This is a genomic window from Ruegeria sp. BHSA123 (genome assembly GCF_059613425.1).
This window is the reverse complement of the sequence record NZ_JBXWSL010000007.1, coordinates 44,873-61,242: the sequence shown is the minus strand read 5'-3', so window position 1 is coordinate 61,242 and position 16,370 is coordinate 44,873. Positions and strand designations below refer to the sequence as shown.

The 16,370-nt window shown below is 57.8% G+C and carries 15 protein-coding genes; 6 read left to right on the top strand and 9 right to left on the bottom strand.

The genetic code is table 11. The features are described from left to right. Positions 1-4: 4 nt before the first annotated feature. Complete coding sequence (locus tag AC2FNC_RS05700; protein ID WP_480624503.1) at positions 5-394, top strand: VOC family protein; 390 nt, start codon at positions 5-7, stop codon at positions 392-394. A 134-nt stretch (positions 395-528) separates the two neighbouring features. Here AC2FNC_RS05700 and AC2FNC_RS05695 read toward each other — a convergent pair whose 3' ends face one another. The 3 genes from AC2FNC_RS05695 to AC2FNC_RS05685 form a co-directional block, all read right to left on the bottom strand. Beyond that, complete coding sequence (locus AC2FNC_RS05695) at positions 529-2,883, bottom strand: TRAP transporter large permease (RefSeq protein WP_480493007.1); 2,355 nt, start codon at positions 2,881-2,883, stop codon at positions 529-531. A gap of 17 nt (positions 2,884-2,900) precedes the next feature. Beyond that, the gene (locus tag AC2FNC_RS05690) at positions 2,901-3,827 is read right to left on the bottom strand and encodes a TRAP transporter small permease subunit (RefSeq protein WP_480553749.1); all 927 of its coding nucleotides are present in this window, start codon (positions 3,825-3,827) and stop codon (positions 2,901-2,903) included. Between the two features lie 122 nt (positions 3,828-3,949). Continuing rightward, positions 3,950-5,032 carry a TRAP transporter substrate-binding protein gene (locus AC2FNC_RS05685; protein WP_480473301.1) on the bottom strand — a complete coding sequence of 361 codons (1,083 nt, stop codon included), beginning with the start codon at positions 5,030-5,032 and terminating at the stop codon, positions 3,950-3,952. Positions 5,033-5,277: 245 nt separating this feature from the next. Between AC2FNC_RS05685 and AC2FNC_RS05680 the strand changes: the two genes are divergently transcribed. Beyond that, positions 5,278-6,711, top strand: coding sequence for a cache domain-containing protein (locus AC2FNC_RS05680; protein ID WP_480473303.1), 1,434 nt, complete (start codon positions 5,278-5,280; stop codon positions 6,709-6,711). Continuing rightward, positions 6,708-7,355, top strand: coding sequence for a response regulator transcription factor (locus tag AC2FNC_RS05675; protein ID WP_267363844.1), 648 nt, complete (start codon positions 6,708-6,710; stop codon positions 7,353-7,355). Before AC2FNC_RS05680 ends, AC2FNC_RS05675 begins: the two co-directional genes overlap by 4 nt. Positions 7,356-7,459: 104 nt before the next feature. On the opposite strand, the gene AC2FNC_RS05670 is transcribed toward AC2FNC_RS05675, so the two are convergent. Then, the gene (locus AC2FNC_RS05670; RefSeq protein WP_480493005.1) at positions 7,460-8,305 is read right to left on the bottom strand and encodes a HalD/BesD family halogenase; all 846 of its coding nucleotides are present in this window, start codon (positions 8,303-8,305) and stop codon (positions 7,460-7,462) included. A gap of 114 nt (positions 8,306-8,419) precedes the next feature. Next, the gene (locus tag AC2FNC_RS05665; RefSeq protein ID WP_480473309.1) at positions 8,420-8,656 is read right to left on the bottom strand and encodes a hypothetical protein; all 237 of its coding nucleotides are present in this window, start codon (positions 8,654-8,656) and stop codon (positions 8,420-8,422) included. A 69-nt stretch (positions 8,657-8,725) separates the two neighbouring features. Between AC2FNC_RS05665 and AC2FNC_RS05660 the strand changes: the two genes are divergently transcribed. The 3 genes from AC2FNC_RS05660 to AC2FNC_RS05650 all read left to right on the top strand — a co-directional run bounded on the left by AC2FNC_RS05660 (position 8,726) and on the right by AC2FNC_RS05650 (position 12,139). Beyond that, complete coding sequence (locus tag AC2FNC_RS05660) at positions 8,726-10,477, top strand: acetolactate synthase 3 large subunit (protein WP_480493004.1); 1,752 nt, start codon at positions 8,726-8,728, stop codon at positions 10,475-10,477. A 68-nt stretch (positions 10,478-10,545) separates the two neighbouring features. After that, positions 10,546-11,106 carry an acetolactate synthase small subunit gene (gene ilvN / locus AC2FNC_RS05655; RefSeq protein WP_209503637.1) on the top strand — a complete coding sequence of 187 codons (561 nt, stop codon included), beginning with the start codon at positions 10,546-10,548 and terminating at the stop codon, positions 11,104-11,106. 313 nt (positions 11,107-11,419) lie between these two features. Continuing rightward, positions 11,420-12,139, top strand: coding sequence for a helix-turn-helix domain-containing protein (locus AC2FNC_RS05650; RefSeq protein ID WP_480553750.1), 720 nt, complete (start codon positions 11,420-11,422; stop codon positions 12,137-12,139). Positions 12,140-12,148: 9 nt separating this feature from the next. Here AC2FNC_RS05650 and AC2FNC_RS05645 read toward each other — a convergent pair whose 3' ends face one another. The 4 genes from AC2FNC_RS05645 to prfB form a co-directional block, all read right to left on the bottom strand. Continuing rightward, positions 12,149-12,934 carry a DUF2189 domain-containing protein gene (locus AC2FNC_RS05645; protein WP_480553751.1) on the bottom strand — a complete coding sequence of 262 codons (786 nt, stop codon included), beginning with the start codon at positions 12,932-12,934 and terminating at the stop codon, positions 12,149-12,151. A gap of 22 nt (positions 12,935-12,956) precedes the next feature. Further along, positions 12,957-14,357 carry an amidase gene (locus AC2FNC_RS05640; protein ID WP_496714789.1) on the bottom strand — a complete coding sequence of 467 codons (1,401 nt, stop codon included), beginning with the start codon at positions 14,355-14,357 and terminating at the stop codon, positions 12,957-12,959. Between the two features lie 102 nt (positions 14,358-14,459). Further along, on the bottom strand, positions 14,460-15,164 hold the full coding sequence (locus AC2FNC_RS05635; RefSeq protein WP_496714788.1) for a M50 family metallopeptidase: 705 nt from the start codon (positions 15,162-15,164) through the stop codon (positions 14,460-14,462). 1 nt (position 15,165) lies between these two features. Then, positions 15,166-16,293, bottom strand: a complete 1,128-nt coding sequence (gene prfB, locus AC2FNC_RS05630) for a peptide chain release factor 2 (protein ID WP_480473323.1) — start codon at positions 16,291-16,293, stop codon at positions 15,166-15,168. Between the last annotated feature and the right edge of the window lie 77 nt (positions 16,294-16,370).

Genomic DNA, 16,370 nt, shown 5'->3' with positions numbered 1-16,370 from the left:
CGCGATGAAACAAAGCCTGCATGCCGTCACCCTTGTTGTGCCGGATTACGACGACGCCATCTTGTTTTATACAAAGACACTCAGCTTCCAACTCATCAAGGACATCGACCTCGGCCATGGCAAGCGCTGGGTTCTCATCGCGCCTCCAGGTTCGGACAGCGGATGCCTTCTATTGGCAAAGGCTGACGGACCTGAACAAACCGCCGCCATAGGCAACCAGACCGGCGGGCGCGTTGGGTTCTTCCTGCAAACCGATGACTTTTATCGTGACCACGCAGATATGCGCGCTGGGGATGTCCACTTCGAAGAAGACCCACGCCACGAACCCTATGGCATCGTCGCTGTCTGGCGTGATCCCTTCGGCAATCGCTGGGACCTGATCCAGTTCACCTGATCCGCATCTTCATCTGGCTATAAATATCCCGGGGATGAATTGGCCGCAGGCCAAGAAGGGGCTGGCCCCTTGCCCGAAACAAACAGAAAAGGGGGCCAATCGGCCCCCTTTGCAATATTCTCTTCCGGATCGGATCAGTTTGGCATCAGGTCCGGAACGATCGTGACAATCGTCGGGAAGAACCACAAGATCGCGATCCCCATAACCTGGATCAGAACAAACGGAACGATCCCGCGATAGATATGACCAGTTGTGACCTCTTTCGGCGCAACCCCTCGAAGGTAGAACAACGCAAACCCGAAAGGTGGCGTCAGGAACGACGTCTGAAGGTTCACCGCCACCATGATCGTGACCCATTTCGGATCGAACGAGCCGCCATAGATCACCGGGCCCACGATGGGGATCACGATGTAGATGATCTCGAGGAAATCCAGCACGAACCCCAGAATGAACAGCACCAGCATCACGATCAGGAAAACCGTGAACTCGTTGTCAAAGCTCTTCAGGAATTGCTGGATATAATGCTCCCCTCCGAATGAAATCACCACGAGGTTCAGCAACTGCGATCCGATGAGGATGGTGAACACCATCGAGGTCACTTTGGCTGTCTCACGCACCACCGGGGTCAAAACACCGCTGGAATAGAGCACCCAGCATCCGTACAGCAGCCCGAACAGGGCGTAAAGGTAGGCCGCATAAGCAATGATGAAGGCGATCCAGGTTTCCACCGTCACACTGCCTTGATTGATACGCAGGTCAAAGTTGACCCCCATCAGCAGTGCAATGACAACGGCGAAGGTCGACCAGATGACCACTTTGCCCGAACGGCCCTGATCCTGCAGCTTGCGATAGGCGGCCAGCATGATCGCGCCACCCGCGCCCAGCGCAGCCGCCGGTGTCGGATTGGTGACACCTCCCAGGATCGAGCCCAGCACCGCGATGATCAGAACAAGCGGCGGGAAGACCACGCGGATCAGATCGTTTGTGGCACAGCGGGCCGCAGCCTCTTTGCAACCATACATGGCCAGCGCGAACGGCAGGGCGAGCAGCACGAAAGTCACGCCAGAGGATGTGGTAGGCGATATTATCAGGATATCGACCAACGCCATCAGCAGCAGCCCGATTGCGCCAAGTATCAGCGGTTGCGGTGACCGCGACGGTGCGATCCCTCGGCCCAGAACCAGGGTCAGACCCAGCAGGACGAGGGTAACCGCCACTCCGGTGCCGATCGGTGCCGCATCGGCAATCCTTTTTTGCTGTTCAGCAGCCAGTTCCTCTTCTGTCAGGCGATGCGCTTGGGTTGTGCCGCCCGCGGCATCAATGGCTTCCTGCTCGGAAACCGCCTGATCCCATGCAGCCTGCCCATGCAGGTCGATCATTGACGCCTTGCATTCTTCCGATACGTTGGTCCGCAGCGACGCACCCTCGCCGATATCCGAGAAGGCCGAGACCGAGATGTTCTGGCTTCCGATCACACCGACATTGCCCAAAAGGACCGCGCCGACGATCAGGGCTACAGGCGCACCCAGCAACCATGTCAGGCCTTCTGACCGCGTAATGGGTTCCCCGGAACCACCGGACACAGCCACAGCGGGCGCTTTGTGTGGATTCAGCAATGCATAACCAAAGGCATAGAGCGCATAGAGCAGCGCCAGCATGATCCCTGGCAACAGCGCAGCCTGGAACAATGTCCCGACCGAGACAACCGCAGGCTCACCCAGATAGGTCAGCGCGTCGGTGCAACCGGCCTCAACAGCCCTGGTTTCCTGGGCTGTCGAATACAGATCTCCTGCCAATGTGCCCAGTAGGACGATCACGATCGACGGCGGAATGATCTGCCCCAAGGTGCCCGATGCCGCGATCACACCGGTCGCCAGTTCCGGTGAATAGTTGTTGCGCAACATGGTTGGAAGCGCCAGCAGGCCCATCGTCACAACGGTCGCGCCAACGATACCGGTCGAAGCCGCCAGAAACGCCCCCACAACCACAATTGACACGGCCAGACCACCCGGAAGCGGGCCAAAAACACGTGCCATCGTCGTCAGCAGATCATTGGCAATCTTCGAACGTTCCAGCGTGATGCCCATCAGAACAAACATGAGCACGGCCAGAAGGGTCTCGATGGATTGTCCGGCCAGTACGCGCTCGTTCATGCGGTTCACGATGAACGAAACGTTGCGGTCCAGCGCGGTTTCCCAGCCCGAGGCAAAAACCGGTTCGGCGAGCCTTGGCAAATCCGGGTATCGGAACACCGATATGGTGTCCGGCTTGATCCCGGAATTCACAAGGTCCCGATAACTTTGCGATCCAACATCAATCGCCTGGTGGATCAGCAACCCCGCACTGTCCAGCGCGGCGATGATGCCAAAGGATATGATCCCCGCCCCGCCGATGGCAAAAGCCACCGGAAAGCCGGAAAGAATGCCCCCGAAAAGGCAAAAGAATACGATAATGAGGCCTATCTCGACGCCATCAAGTCCGAATAGCATTGTCTTTGTCTCCGCCCTTAATGCGCGCCTTCATAGGCTTCTTCGCCCTCACCAAGGCTGTCCTTGTCGAGGTATTTTCCGATGCTGTCCGGCCCTTCCACGTATTCCAGATACGACCGGTACAAAAACGCGATGGCGTGCAGGAACACCATGGCCGCAAACGCCACCAGAAGGATCTTGAACAGGAAGTAGGCATTGAACCCGTTGGGGCTGAACCCGATGGTTTCCACGTTCCAGCGCAAGGCACGGGACTTGGCTACCAGACGGTCCAGCGCGTCACTGGCCGAAGGGTTCGGCACGATCAGGTGACGCCACAGGAAGAACCAGCCGTACATCCAGGTCAGCACCGCCATTGGCATCATGAACAGTAACGCACCGCACATATCGACCACGCGCTTGGCGCGGTGGCTGATACCGGCATAGATCAGATCAACGCGCACATGCCCGCCCTGCACAAATGTGTATGTACAGCACAGACAGACGACCATGGCGTTATACAGTTTCAGCTCTTCCGCGAACCAGCTGATATCCATCTGGAACGGTATTCCCAGACCGAAGGACATATCGGGACGGGTAAAGACCCGTTGCATGAATACGATGACAATCTGCTGGATTACCATCAGCAGACCCGCCCAGGCAAAGAACCGCCCGGTGGTGTTTGCAAACCCTTCCAGGCCACGCACGATGGCCCACATGAAGTTTCTGTAATACAACCCGACGGCTGTCAGAACCAGAAAGAAGGTGAACACCACAAAGAAGAATTCGACCGAACCGCCGTAATAGACAAAGCGCATGATCGACGCCTTGTCAGACCAGTCCAGCCAGAGCTGCGGATGCGTGATCGCATATCCGAAATTATAGAAGGCTTCGGCAATGTTCTGAATGAACCAAACCAGTCCATTCCACAGGGCGCCGAAGAACGAGATACCGTTTTCGTCCTGCATGTTGTCCCCAGGTCGTCTCAGTTGCGCGCAGGCCTATTGTGGCTTGCCCAAGTCCTTTCGCGCAACGGGAAAGGTTTCCCCGCAAGGCGCGGGGAAACCGTTTTTCCTTTGATCAGGAAGATTTAGCCGCGAACACGGTCACGCTGTGCGGTGTAGACACCCGACGACAGGTTGTTCCATGCCGACGAAGCCGCCATCGACGGCATTGCGCTGTCGTAGATCTTCTTGAACAGCTCGTCGCCCATGTTCTCGTCCAGAACCTCTTGGCTGGCCTTGCCGAACGCATCCCAGACACTGTCGGGGAATTCCAAAACCTTGACGCCACCGGCCTGCAGGCGCTGCAGGGCGGCACCGTTGTTGGCCAGGAACTGCGCCAGGTTCCACTGGTGCGCTTCGGCGGCAGCGATCTCGATGATCTTCTGCTGGGCCGGGGTCAGTTCATTGAACACGTCGCGGTTGGTTGCCAGCGACAGACCTGCGCCCGGCTCGTGGAAGCCCGCGGTGTAGTAGGTCTTGGTGATTTCCTGGAAGCCTGCCTTTTCGTCGGCCCAGGGTCCGATCCACTCGGTTCCGTCAATCGCGCCGGACGACAGCGCCTGATACACTTCGGAACCGGGGATGTTCTGAACGGACGCGCCCAGTTTGCCCAGAGCTTTACCGCCCAGACCGGGCATACGGAACTTCAGACCATTGAAGTCTTCGGGGCTGTTGATCTCTTTCGAGAACCAGCCGCCCGCCTGCGCACCGGTGTTACCGGCCAGGAATGACTTCAGGCCAAAGATTTCGCCCAGCTCATCATGCAGCTCCATACCGCCGTCATGATAGTACCAGTTCACAAGTTCCTGTGCGGTCATGCCGAAAGGCACTGCCGTAAAGAACGCATAGCCCGGGTGCTGACCGACAAAGTAATAGTCAGCGGCGTGATACATGTCGGCCTGGCCGGACGACACCGCGTCAAACACCTCGAACGCGCCAACCAGTTCGCCTGCCGCCTTGATCTCAACATTCAGGCTGCCATCCGACATGGCGTTGATGCTGTCGGCACAACGCTGCGCGCTGTCAAACACGCCAGCCAGACCACGACCCCACGAGGTCACCATGGTCAGTGTGCGCTGTCCCTGTGCATAGGCCGGAGCCGCCAGAGCGGTTGCTGCGGCTGCCGAACCGCCCAGCGCGGATTTTTTCAGAAATGAACGACGATCCATATGAGTGTTCCTCCCCTTCATAGTCACGATCCGGCAGAACCGGACCTGTCGCATTCAGTGCGCGTCAGCCTAATGTGAGCGAAGCGAAAGGGAATACCTACTACTGCGTAGAGAATCGATTTCTTTGGGGGATGCGGTGAAATTTCCGATTGAAAACTCCAACAAATACGTCCCAAATACCGGAATTTCACCGACCAACGCCAATCTTTTTGCATTTTTGCCGCCGCTTGCGTATCGATTCGTCCATGCAAAGACTCCGACATCTGATTTCGCTGACCTATGCGCAGAAACTGTCGCTGGTGGCCGCAATCCCGCTGGTTGTGGCCGTGGCAGCAATCGCTGTGCTTGTCGCATATGAGGCGCGTGCGACCGCTGAGCGCGAGATCGAAGCCCTGGAGCGCAGCCTGATCGAGGCCAAGAAAGAAGAACTGCGCAACTACGTGACGCAGGCGCGCAATGGTTTTGCCTATATCTATGGCCGCGCTGAACCGGACGATGAGGTGTCGAAGAACCTTGTCTCGCAGATACTTTCGGCAATGATCTATGGGCAGGACGGGTTCTTTTTCGTTTACGATTATGATGGCAACAATCTGGTCAGCCCCCGTCAGACACAATTCATCAACCGCAACTGGGAAGGTCTGACCGACAGCGATGGCACACCTATCGTTGACGAGTTCATTCGCCTCGCCCGTCAGGGAGCCGGGTGGCACAGCTTCATGTGGGAAAAACCCTCGACCGGGGATGAGGCGCAGATGATCGCCTATGTCGTCGGGTTGCAGGACTGGCGCTGGGTCGTGGGTACCGGGGTCTTCATTGACGACATTGTCGCCACGGTCGCCAACGCAAGGGCCGAGGTTGAGACCCGCGTGCAGCGCACCTTCATGTATATCGGCGCCATTGTTGTTGCTGCGGTTCTGATTGTTTTTGCTTCGGGCATGTTGCTGAACATTCGCGAGAGACGGTTGGCGGATGCCAAGTTGAAAGAACTGACGCAGCGTGTCTTCGACGCGCAGGAAGAGGAACGCGGCCGGGTTGCCCGCGAACTGCATGATGGCATAAGCCAGATCCTTGTGGGTGTGCGCTATGCGCTGGACAATGCGCGCCGCCGGCTGTTGCGCGGCGATGATGCAGGCGCGCGCGATCCGCTGGACAAAGGCATTGACCATCTTCGCACCGCTATCACCGAGGTGCGCCGCATCAGCCGCGACCTGCGCCCCGGCGTGCTGGATGACCTTGGCCTTGGACCTGCGTTGAAGGCTCTGACCGACGATTTTCGCGAACGAACCGGGATCGAGACCGAGTTTTCCACCGTCGTATTCCGCAACCGGCTGGATCAGGACAGCAAGATCGCACTCTACCGCATCGCACAAGAGGCGCTGACAAATATCGAACGCCACGCGGATGCCTCTTATGTGACGATTGACCTGCGCGGCCACAAGAAAGGCGCAACCATGCGGATCACCGACAATGGCCGTGGGTTGCGCGCAGAATCCGGGACCCCGACCACCGGCATCGGTCTGCGCAACATGCAGGAGCGAATTGAGCAACTTGACGGATCGCTGCGTATTCTGTCATCACGCGGACCGCGCGGCGGTACGGTAATCGAGGCCAGCCTGCCGCTGAGCCACCTGTTGCCTCCGCAGGAAGACGCAACTCCGAACCGAAAGGCCGGTACATGAGCGCCAAAAACATCCGAGTTCTTATTGTCGACGATCATCCCATGGTGGCCGAGGGCATTCAGTCGATCCTTGAAAGCTACGACGATATCGAAGTGGTTGGAACACTCGGCAGCGGTCAGGCCGCGGTTGATCAGGCGGTTGGCCTCGCCCCGGATGTCATCCTGATGGACCTGAACATGCCTGGCCTCGGCGGACTCAGCGCCACGGAGATCATTCTGGAACGTCTGCCCGATACGCGCATCCTGATCCTGTCGATGCATGACAGCCCCGAATACATTTCGACCGCGCTCAGCCACGGCGCAAAAGGCTATGTTCTCAAAGATGTCCCAACCGAAGAGATCAAGCAGGCCATCGATGCGGTCATGCGGGGTGAGCAGTATCTGTGCACAGGTGCAAGTGGGTCCCTGAAACCCAAAGGCGACAACGCACGCGAGGCGCTGACTGGGCGCGAGCAAACAATTCTGCTGGAACTGGCTCAGGGCAAATCAAACAAAGAAGTTGCGCAAAAGCTGGATATCTCGGTGCGAACGGTTGAAACGCATCGCAAGAACATCAAGCGCAAACTGGGAATATCCTCGACCGCCGGGCTGACCCGCTATGCGCTGGAACATGGCATGCTGCAAGGCACGGGGGTCGGCTTCTGATCTTTGCGCAACCGCAGCGCGCAGCGCTGCCCGGCCCAAGCAGATAAGACGCGCCACAGGCGCGTTGACGACGGGCGGGAGCCTTGACCTCCGGTAGTGCCCCTTCAATCCAGCAACTGATCTTTTCGCAAACCCGCACGCTCATAATGGTGTGGCAACACGCGTCCATAGAGCTGCTGCGTCCGTTCGATCCCACCACACATGCCTTCGGCCTCGACAAATGAAAAGATACCCACATACCGCCGCCGCGTGCCCTTGACCGGGGCGACCCTGTGCAGGGAGTAGCGGCCTTTGAATATCTGCAAGTCCCCAGGTCGCAGCTCCAACCGATGAACGCGCTCATTGTTTCCGTCCAGAACCGACGCGACCTGATCGAAATTCTCATCCTCGGCTGTGCGCAGATTGGGTGCGTATTCGAATGCACCGCCCTGCTCGCCATTCTGGATCGCCAGTGTCACGGTGTAGTTGTTGGTGTCGAAATGCCAGGGAAAGCCCTGCCCCTCTTCCACGACATTGATGATCACATCTGCCAGAGGGTCATCGTAACGAAAGAAGCGGTCCTCAGGCTCATCCAGCGCATCCCGAATGAAGGGAAGAAATCCGCTAAACTCGTAAATCCTGCGCAAAGGACCGGAATGCGCAAAATTGTCAGCAGGAACAAACGCGTTCGACCGGTCATAGAACCGTCTGATCGGATGGGCGGCGTCGAACCGTGGGTCGTCTTTGGTGAAATAGGCATTTGTGCGATTGAAAGACCGGTGTGCATTGGGCGCCACCTCGTCGGCCTCCTGCACCAACAGCTCGATCCCTTGCGCATGTGCGAAACCCGGCAGAACCGCACAGCCGTCCTGTTCCAACTCGCGCCGCAAATCCCCGATCAATCGCCTGTAAGCTGGCGAATCCGGGCGATCAATCGGATATCGTCCCAGATCTACCAGGTCCTGTAACATGCTCCGCCTCCCTCGTTTGCGACCACAGGGTCAGCGTGACGCAGACAAATCACCGGATCATGCCAGTTTCAGACATCGGCCTGACGCATTCAGACCTTCATACCTGTCCCGCCCTCAGGAAAACGACTGCCCTTTTCCCGGAAATTCCCAGCATGCGGCAATCTGCGCAACAAAATTTCGCAAAATACCGCCATTGAGATAGAAAATTGGTGGATTTGCCTGTTGACGCTCCTCCCCACCGACCATAATGTCCCCTCCAAGCAAAAAGGAGCCTCTGGCGATGAGAACGCTAGTCGTAATCGTAGGAACCACGCGCATGGGCCGGTAACGGTAAACCATAATCGAACCCATGCGCCTCCGAAATTTCGGGGGCTTTTTTTTGTCAAACGCAAGACACATGTCGCGAACGGAGCAAAGCAGATGACACGTGAGATGACCGGCGCAAAGATGGTAGTTCAGGCCCTTAAGGATCAGGGCGTGGACACGGTATTCGGATACCCCGGTGGCGCCGTCCTACCGATCTATGACGAGATCTTTCTGCAAAACGACATTCGTCACATTCTGGTGCGTCACGAACAGGGTGCAATCCACGCCGCCGAAGGCTATGCGCGGTCGACCGGCAAGCCAGGTGTTGCGCTTGTAACCTCTGGTCCCGGTGCCACAAACGCAGTTACCGGCCTGACCGATGCGTTGCTGGATTCGATCCCGATTGTGGTTCTGACCGGACAAGTCCCGACCTTCATGATCGGATCGGATGCCTTTCAGGAGGCCGACACCGTTGGCATCACGCGCCCCTGCACCAAACATAACTGGCTGGTAAAGGACACGAATTCGCTGGCCGAGACGCTGCACGAGGCTTTCCATGTGGCCAAATCGGGTCGTCCCGGCCCGGTTCTGATCGACATTCCCAAGGATGTGCAGTTTGCCACGGGTGAATACAACAGTCCGAAACCTTCGACCTCGCATTACCAGCCGGTGCTGAAAGGCGATCTGGAGGAAATCAACGAGCTTGTTGCAGCCATTGAGAAAGCCAAGAAGCCGGTTTTCTATACGGGCGGTGGTGTCATCAACTCTGGCCCCGCAGCCAGCCAGTTGTTGCGCGAACTGGTGGATTCCACGGGCTTCCCGATCACCTCAACCCTGATGGGTCTGGGCGCTTACCCCGCCTCAGGCGAAAACTGGTTGGGTATGCTGGGGATGCATGGCCTCTACGAGGCGAACCTTGCGATGCACGGCTGTGACCTGATGATCAACATCGGTGCACGGTTCGACGACCGGATCACCGGGCGCATCGACGCGTTCTCTCCAAAGTCGAAGAAAGCCCATATCGATATTGATCCGTCTTCGATCAACAAGGTCATCCGTGTGGATATTCCAATTGTCGGCGACGTGGCGCATGTTCTGGAAGACATTCTGAAGGTGTGGAAGTCACGCGGGCGCAAGACCGATGCAGCGGCTGTCAAGAAATGGCAGGCGCAGATCTCTGAGTGGCGTAAGATCAACTGTCTGTCCTACACCAACAGCGAAAAGTCGATCAAACCGCAATATGCGCTGCAACGACTTGAAGAACTGACGAAAAAGTATAACCGCTATATCACCACCGAGGTTGGCCAGCATCAGATGTGGGCGGCACAGTATCTTGGGTTCGAAGATCCCAACCGCTGGATGACATCGGGCGGGTTGGGCACCATGGGCTACGGCTTCCCCGCTTCGATCGGCGTGCAGATGGCACATCCGGACGCGCTGGTGATCAACGTCGCCGGTGAAGCCTCGTGGCTGATGAACATGCAGGAGATGGGAACGGCCGTTCAGTACCGTCTTCCGGTCAAGCAGTTCATCCTGAACAACGAACGCCTCGGCATGGTCCGCCAGTGGCAAGAGCTACTGCATGGCGAGCGGTATTCGCATTCCTGGTCCGAAGCCCTGCCCGATTTCGTAAAACTCGCTGAAGCGTTCGGCGCCAAAGGCATCCAGTGTTCCGACCCCGCCGATCTGGACGACGCAATCATGGAAATGATCAACTACGACGGTCCGGTAATCTTCGACTGTCTGGTTGAAAAGCACGAGAATTGCTTCCCGATGATCCCGTCCGGCAAAGCGCATAACGAGATGCTTCTGGGTGAGGCCGAAACGCAGGGCGTGATCGACAGCAAAGGTTCGGTTCTGGTCTGATACCGTCCGAGGATTACCGCCGGGCGACCATTGCGCCCGGCAAACACAGGATGATGAAAGGGACATAAATGTCTGCCCTACATATCAAAAAAGGCTCCAACCGCCATTCGGCCTATAACCTACGGCCTACTTTTTCGGACGTGCAGGAACGCCACACCATTGCCGTGCTGGTCGAAAACGAACCCGGTGTCCTGGCCCGCGTGATTGGGCTGTTCTCGGGGCGTGGATATAACATCGAAAGCCTTACCGTGGCCGAGGTGGATCACACAGGACACCTGAGCCGCATCACCATTGTCACCACCGGCACGCCGCAGGTGATCGAGCAGATCAAGGCGCAGCTGGGCCGGATCGTGACTGTCCATGACGTGCATGACCTGACGGTCGAAGGCCCGTCGGTTGAACGCGAACTGGCCATCATAAAAGTCGTGGGCGAAGGCGACAAACGCGTCGAGGCGCTGCGCCTGGCTGACATCTTCCGCGCCAATGTGGTCGACAGCACTCTGAACTCTTTCATCTTCGAGATCACCGGCGCGCCGGACAAGATCGACGCTTTTGCTGACCTGATGCGCCCGCTGGGCCTGATGGAAATCGCCCGCACCGGCGTGGCGGCCCTACTGCGCGGCGACTGAACAACGTACCCGCCTTGGGACTTTTCTTGCACCCAAGGCGGGAACACTATTTGAGGTTGGTGGGCATTTTTAAAACCAACCCACGCGCCCTTCTATGCGCTAAATTTGCCATAGGGCCGGCTTTTCCGAATAAGGATCAGGTATTTTCACATAAAGCCTATTGCCATTGCACTTAATGGCATTAGCCTCGATGCCGCAACGCGACGTGGGGATACGTTGCTTGGGGTCAATCTGTACGATTTTTGAATGCGCGCCAGGGTCTGGCCCGGTGTTGCGATGGTTTTTCGGGAAACTCAGCAAGGCGTGGGCATCCATGACCGACGACATTCGCAGCCCGTCTGAACTTCGCGCGATGTTTGGTGCGAACCTGCGGCAACTGGCACGAAGGTATCGGTCAGTCTCAGCACTGTGCCGCAAGCTTGGCGTGAATCGGACGCAATTCAACAGGTATCTTTCGGGCGAAAGTGTTCCACGGCCGGATGTTCTGGATCGCATCTGCCGGTTTTTCGACGTGGATGCGCGCATTCTCCTGAAGCCTCTGGACGAAATTGAAAAGATCGAGGACCACCCCGCAGCGGCGGCCTTGACCGAGTTCCTGGGATCAGGTGTGGACATGATCGCCAGAACTGCGTTTTCTCCGGGGTTTTATGCCGTGATCGAAAGCGTCTCGGCCTCGCACCGTATGACCTTGCTGCACGCCCGACCACTGGCCCAATGCACGTTGATACGCGGATATGTGTCGCGCGCCGCGATGCCCGAAGCAACACCACAGGCGCGCGAAATACAGGGGATCGTCGCCTGCACCGGCAGTTCCGTCTATATGCTGACCTCTCAGCGAGCGGGTCAGAACAGTCGTGTTTATATGATTGCACCCGATCCGACGGGAACAGCAGTTCAGTGGCGCGGCACGGTCATAAGCCCGGCCAACCCTTCGACACCGGAACCCGTGGTTCTAAAATATCTCGGGCACGATGCAACGGCGATTTTCGCCGCTGCACGGTTGTCGACCAACAATCCGGCACAGTATCCCTGACCGGTTTTCTCAGGACGATGTGCCCTCGCCTTCGACTTGGGTGATTTGCCTATACAGGTGCCAACTGGCGTGGCCCAACAGTGGCAGGACCACCAGAAGGCCCAAAAACCAGGGCACCATGGCCAGAAACGTCAAAACAGCGATGATCACCCCCCAGGCAAGCATCACCGGAAAGTTCCCGGACACATAGGTAAAGCTTGCAATCATTGCCGTGACAAAATCCAACTCGCGATCCAGCAGCAGTGGGATCGACAAAACGGTGATCATATACAGAACGGTTGCGAAAACCGCCCCGACCACCGTGCCCACAGCCAGCATTGTCAGGCCATTCGCCGTCAGAAAGACCTCAAGCGAGGATGACACGTTTGTCATCGTGGCCAGCCCAAGGAACAGGGCAAAGATCATGTGCCCCAGAAAAAACCAGAACAGAAACACCACGACGATGATGGCGCAGATCGACGGCAATTGCCTACGGCTTTGTTGCAGCACGACACCAAAGATTGCGCCAAGATCCAGCGGTTCACCCTGTTCCAGCCGGTGCGACACCTCGTAAAGGCCAACAGCGGCAAACGGGCCGATCAACGGAAAGCCAATGGCTGCCAGAACCAGCCAGAAGGTTGTACCGGTCTGGATGGTGACCCATGCCATCGCCCATCCCGCAAGCACGTAGAACCCGGCAAAGATCAACCCGAACTGCGGCGCACGCCGAAAGTCGGCCCAGGCGCGCCCCAACGCGGCGCGTAGCATGGCAGTATCTACCGGACGCATGTCCGGAACGCCAAATGGCTTTTCCATTAAGTCTCCTCCCTGATCGGCGTTATGACATCGCCGGCCTCTTGTTGGGCCAGTCGGTTTCGGCGTGATAGGCCGCCCCGACCGACAGTAATTTCTGATCCGACCCTCTTGGTCCAAACAGTTGAAAGCCCATGGGCAGGCCCTGCACACCAAATCCGGCAGGCGCAGCCAGACAAGGCAAGCCGATCAGGCTGACCGGTACCGTGACATGCATCCAGCGATGATATGTATCCATTGCGCAGTCCGCGATCCGTGTGGGGTATGGTGTTTCAATCCCAAACGGCCAAACCTGTGCGGATGGCAGGACAAGGGCATCAAACTGCTCGAACAGTTCAGCCGCGCGCCGGAACCAGTCTGACCGGATAACACTGGCGTGATGCACATCCATGGCACTCATCGTCAGACCCCGATCCAGCTCCCACTGTGCTGTGTCTTTCAGGTGGTCCCGTCGTTCAGCCAAGGGTTCAAGCCCTGCGGCAACGCTCCAGGACCGCAGGGTGATCCAACTGGTCCATAACCGTTCGGCATCAAAAGGCGGGGCGACATGTTCAACGCGCGCGCCGAGCATTTCGAACACCTTCAACGCATCCCGGCACAGCTCAAGAATTCCGACCTCTGTTGGAAAGGCCCCGCCCCAATCGCCCAGCCAGCCAATGCGCAGCCCGCTCAGATCTGCTGCGACCACCGGTGACACCGGCGTACAATCTCTGGCCAGCGGCAGGCGTGGATCAGGCCCCGAGATCACATCGAGCAGGAGACCCAGATCCTCGGGGCTTCGCGCCATCGGCCCCAGCGTGGACAGTTGATGCAGGAAACTGTCACCCACAGGATCAGACGGCACCCTGCCCCAGCTTGGGCGAAAGCCATAGATGTTGTTCCACGCCGCCGGGTTGCGCAGGCTGCCCATCATGTCGGACCCGTCGGCCAATGCCACCATACCCGTCGCCAAAGCCACTGCTGCTCCACCGGATGAGCCACCGCAGGTGAAACTGGCATCATACGGGTTGCGCGTCGCACCATAGACCGGGTTGAACGTGTGCGAGCCCAGCCCGAACTCCGGCGTGTTGGTCTTGCCGATCAGGATGGCGCCTGCGGCCCGCATCCTAGCGGCAATCAGATCATCCCTGTCAGGGACGACATCCCTGAAAACAGGCGATCCATGCGAAGAGACAATACCTGCTACATTGACCAAATCCTTGACGGCAATTGGCAAGCCGTGCAGCGGGCCAGCGACGGGGCCGCTGTCGCGGGCCTGTGCTTCGGCCATCAGCTCGCCCTTGTCCCGCAGCGCCACTATGGCGTTCACCCCACCGTTGACCTTGGCAATGCGATCCAGCGTGGCCTGCATGACTTCCATGGCCGAAACCTGCCGGGTAGCCAGTTGGTTCAGAAGCTCTGTTGCAGATATCCGGGTCAGGTCCATAACACGCCAGTCTGTTGTTGTTCTTCAACAGCCTAGCGAGCGGCTCACCTCATTTAAACCCACTGTTTAGATGTATCTTTTCTTGCTTAACATACAACGGCATCACAACGCTTTGCCGTGCAATGGCAGGTTGCTGTTCCGGCCCAGCCAATACCGTAGACAAAGGGCAATGGCGCCACCACTCAACACCAGCCAGACGCCACCCCACAGCATCGCGGTGCCGCCGAATTCCTCGGCCAGCAGGAACGCGTCCGAGCGCGCACCGGATCGTCGGATGGTGTCATCAAAGATATCAAACGGCACGTAGATCATGCTGGTCAGCCCGATGACGCGCAGCACCAGATCACTGACCTCGTGGCTCATAAACCACGCTGTCGCAATCATTGCCGTCCCGACCCCTGCGCAAAACAGTAAGGCGAAAGCATCGCGTATGTACAGCAGTGCGATCAGACACATGATTGCGCCGAAAACAGCCAGAACAGCACGGTCAGCATTTGTCCGCAAGGCGATGATCAAAAGCGCAATGCCAAACACAAGCGAGCCGAGATACCCGGCGGACAGGCTGAGAAATCTGCTGCCGCCCCGGCCGATCACCATTCCGCCTTGCTGGGGTGAAATCGTGAAACTCTCGACCGAGCCGCCAGTCAGTAGGATTGTCCCGGCATGAGACAGCTCATGCAGAAAAACGACCAGAATTTTAAGCGGAACAACAACCGGCGTATTCCAGAGCGCAAAGACCAGACCGGTGATCAGGATAAGCTGCCAGTGCCCTTTCAGCAGGTCCAGAAGGGAACGCTGGCGTGTCACCTTAGCTGTCGCCCTGCGCCTCGGATCGGCTTTTGCCTGCCACGTTCAGGGCCAAGGTTGCCGCCATGAATCCGTCCAGATCGCCGTCCAGAACGCCTTTGGTATCCGAGGTTTCGTGATTGGTTCGCAGGTCCTTTACCATCTGATAGGGCTGCAACACGTAAGACCGGATCTGGTTGCCCCAGCCTGCGTCGCCCTTGGCCTCGTGCGCGGCGTTGATATCCGCGTTGCGGCGATCCAGTTCCTGCTGGTACAGACGCGACTTCAGGGCCTTCATGGCAATATCGCGGTTCTGGTGCTGCGACTTTTCCGAGCTGGTCACAACAATCCCGGTCGGGATGTGTGTAATCCGGACGGCCGAGTCGGTGGTGTTCACGTGCTGGCCACCAGCCCCCGAAGACCGGTAGGTGTCGATGCGGATATCGGCCGGGTTCACCTCGATCTCGATATTGTCGTCGACCACCGGATAGACCCAGACCGAGCTGAACGACGTGTGGCGCTTGGCCGCCGAGTCATAGGGCGAAATCCGCACCAGCCGATGCACGCCGCTTTCCGATTTCAGCCAGCCATAGGCGTTGTGACCAGAAATCTTGTAGGCTGCGGATTTGATCCCAGCTTCTTCGCCCGGTGTTTCGGATTGCAGCTCGACCGTGTAACCCTTTTTCTCTGCCCAGCGCACATACATGCGCGCCAGCATCGACGCCCAGTCGCAGCTTTCGGTTCCCCCCGCGCCCGAGTTGATTTCGAGGAAAGTATCATTGCTGTCAGCCTCACCGTCCAGCAGCGCCTCAAGCTCTTTTTTGGCGGCTCTGGCTTTCAGCGTCTTGATCGCCGCTTCGGCATCCTGAACGACTTCTTGGTCTTCCTCCATCTCGCCCAACTCAATCAGTTCGATATTGTCGCTGAGATCGGTCTTGATGGATTCATACGTCTCGATTGCATCGACCAGCATCTGCCGCTCGCGCATCAGTTTCTGCGCGTTTTCAGGGTTATCCCAAAGGTTGGGGTCTTCGACGCGCGCGTTGAATTCCTCAAGGCGATGCGGCGCGGTTTCATAGTCCATACGCTGCGCCAGCAGCTCCAGCGACTTTTTGATATCCGCCACGATGTTCTGGGTTTCGGCGCGCATGGTCTTGTCCCAACTTGCTCAATCAGGCCTGCGTGATAGCAAGAGGTGCGAGACACCACAAGACAGGCTTGACCTGA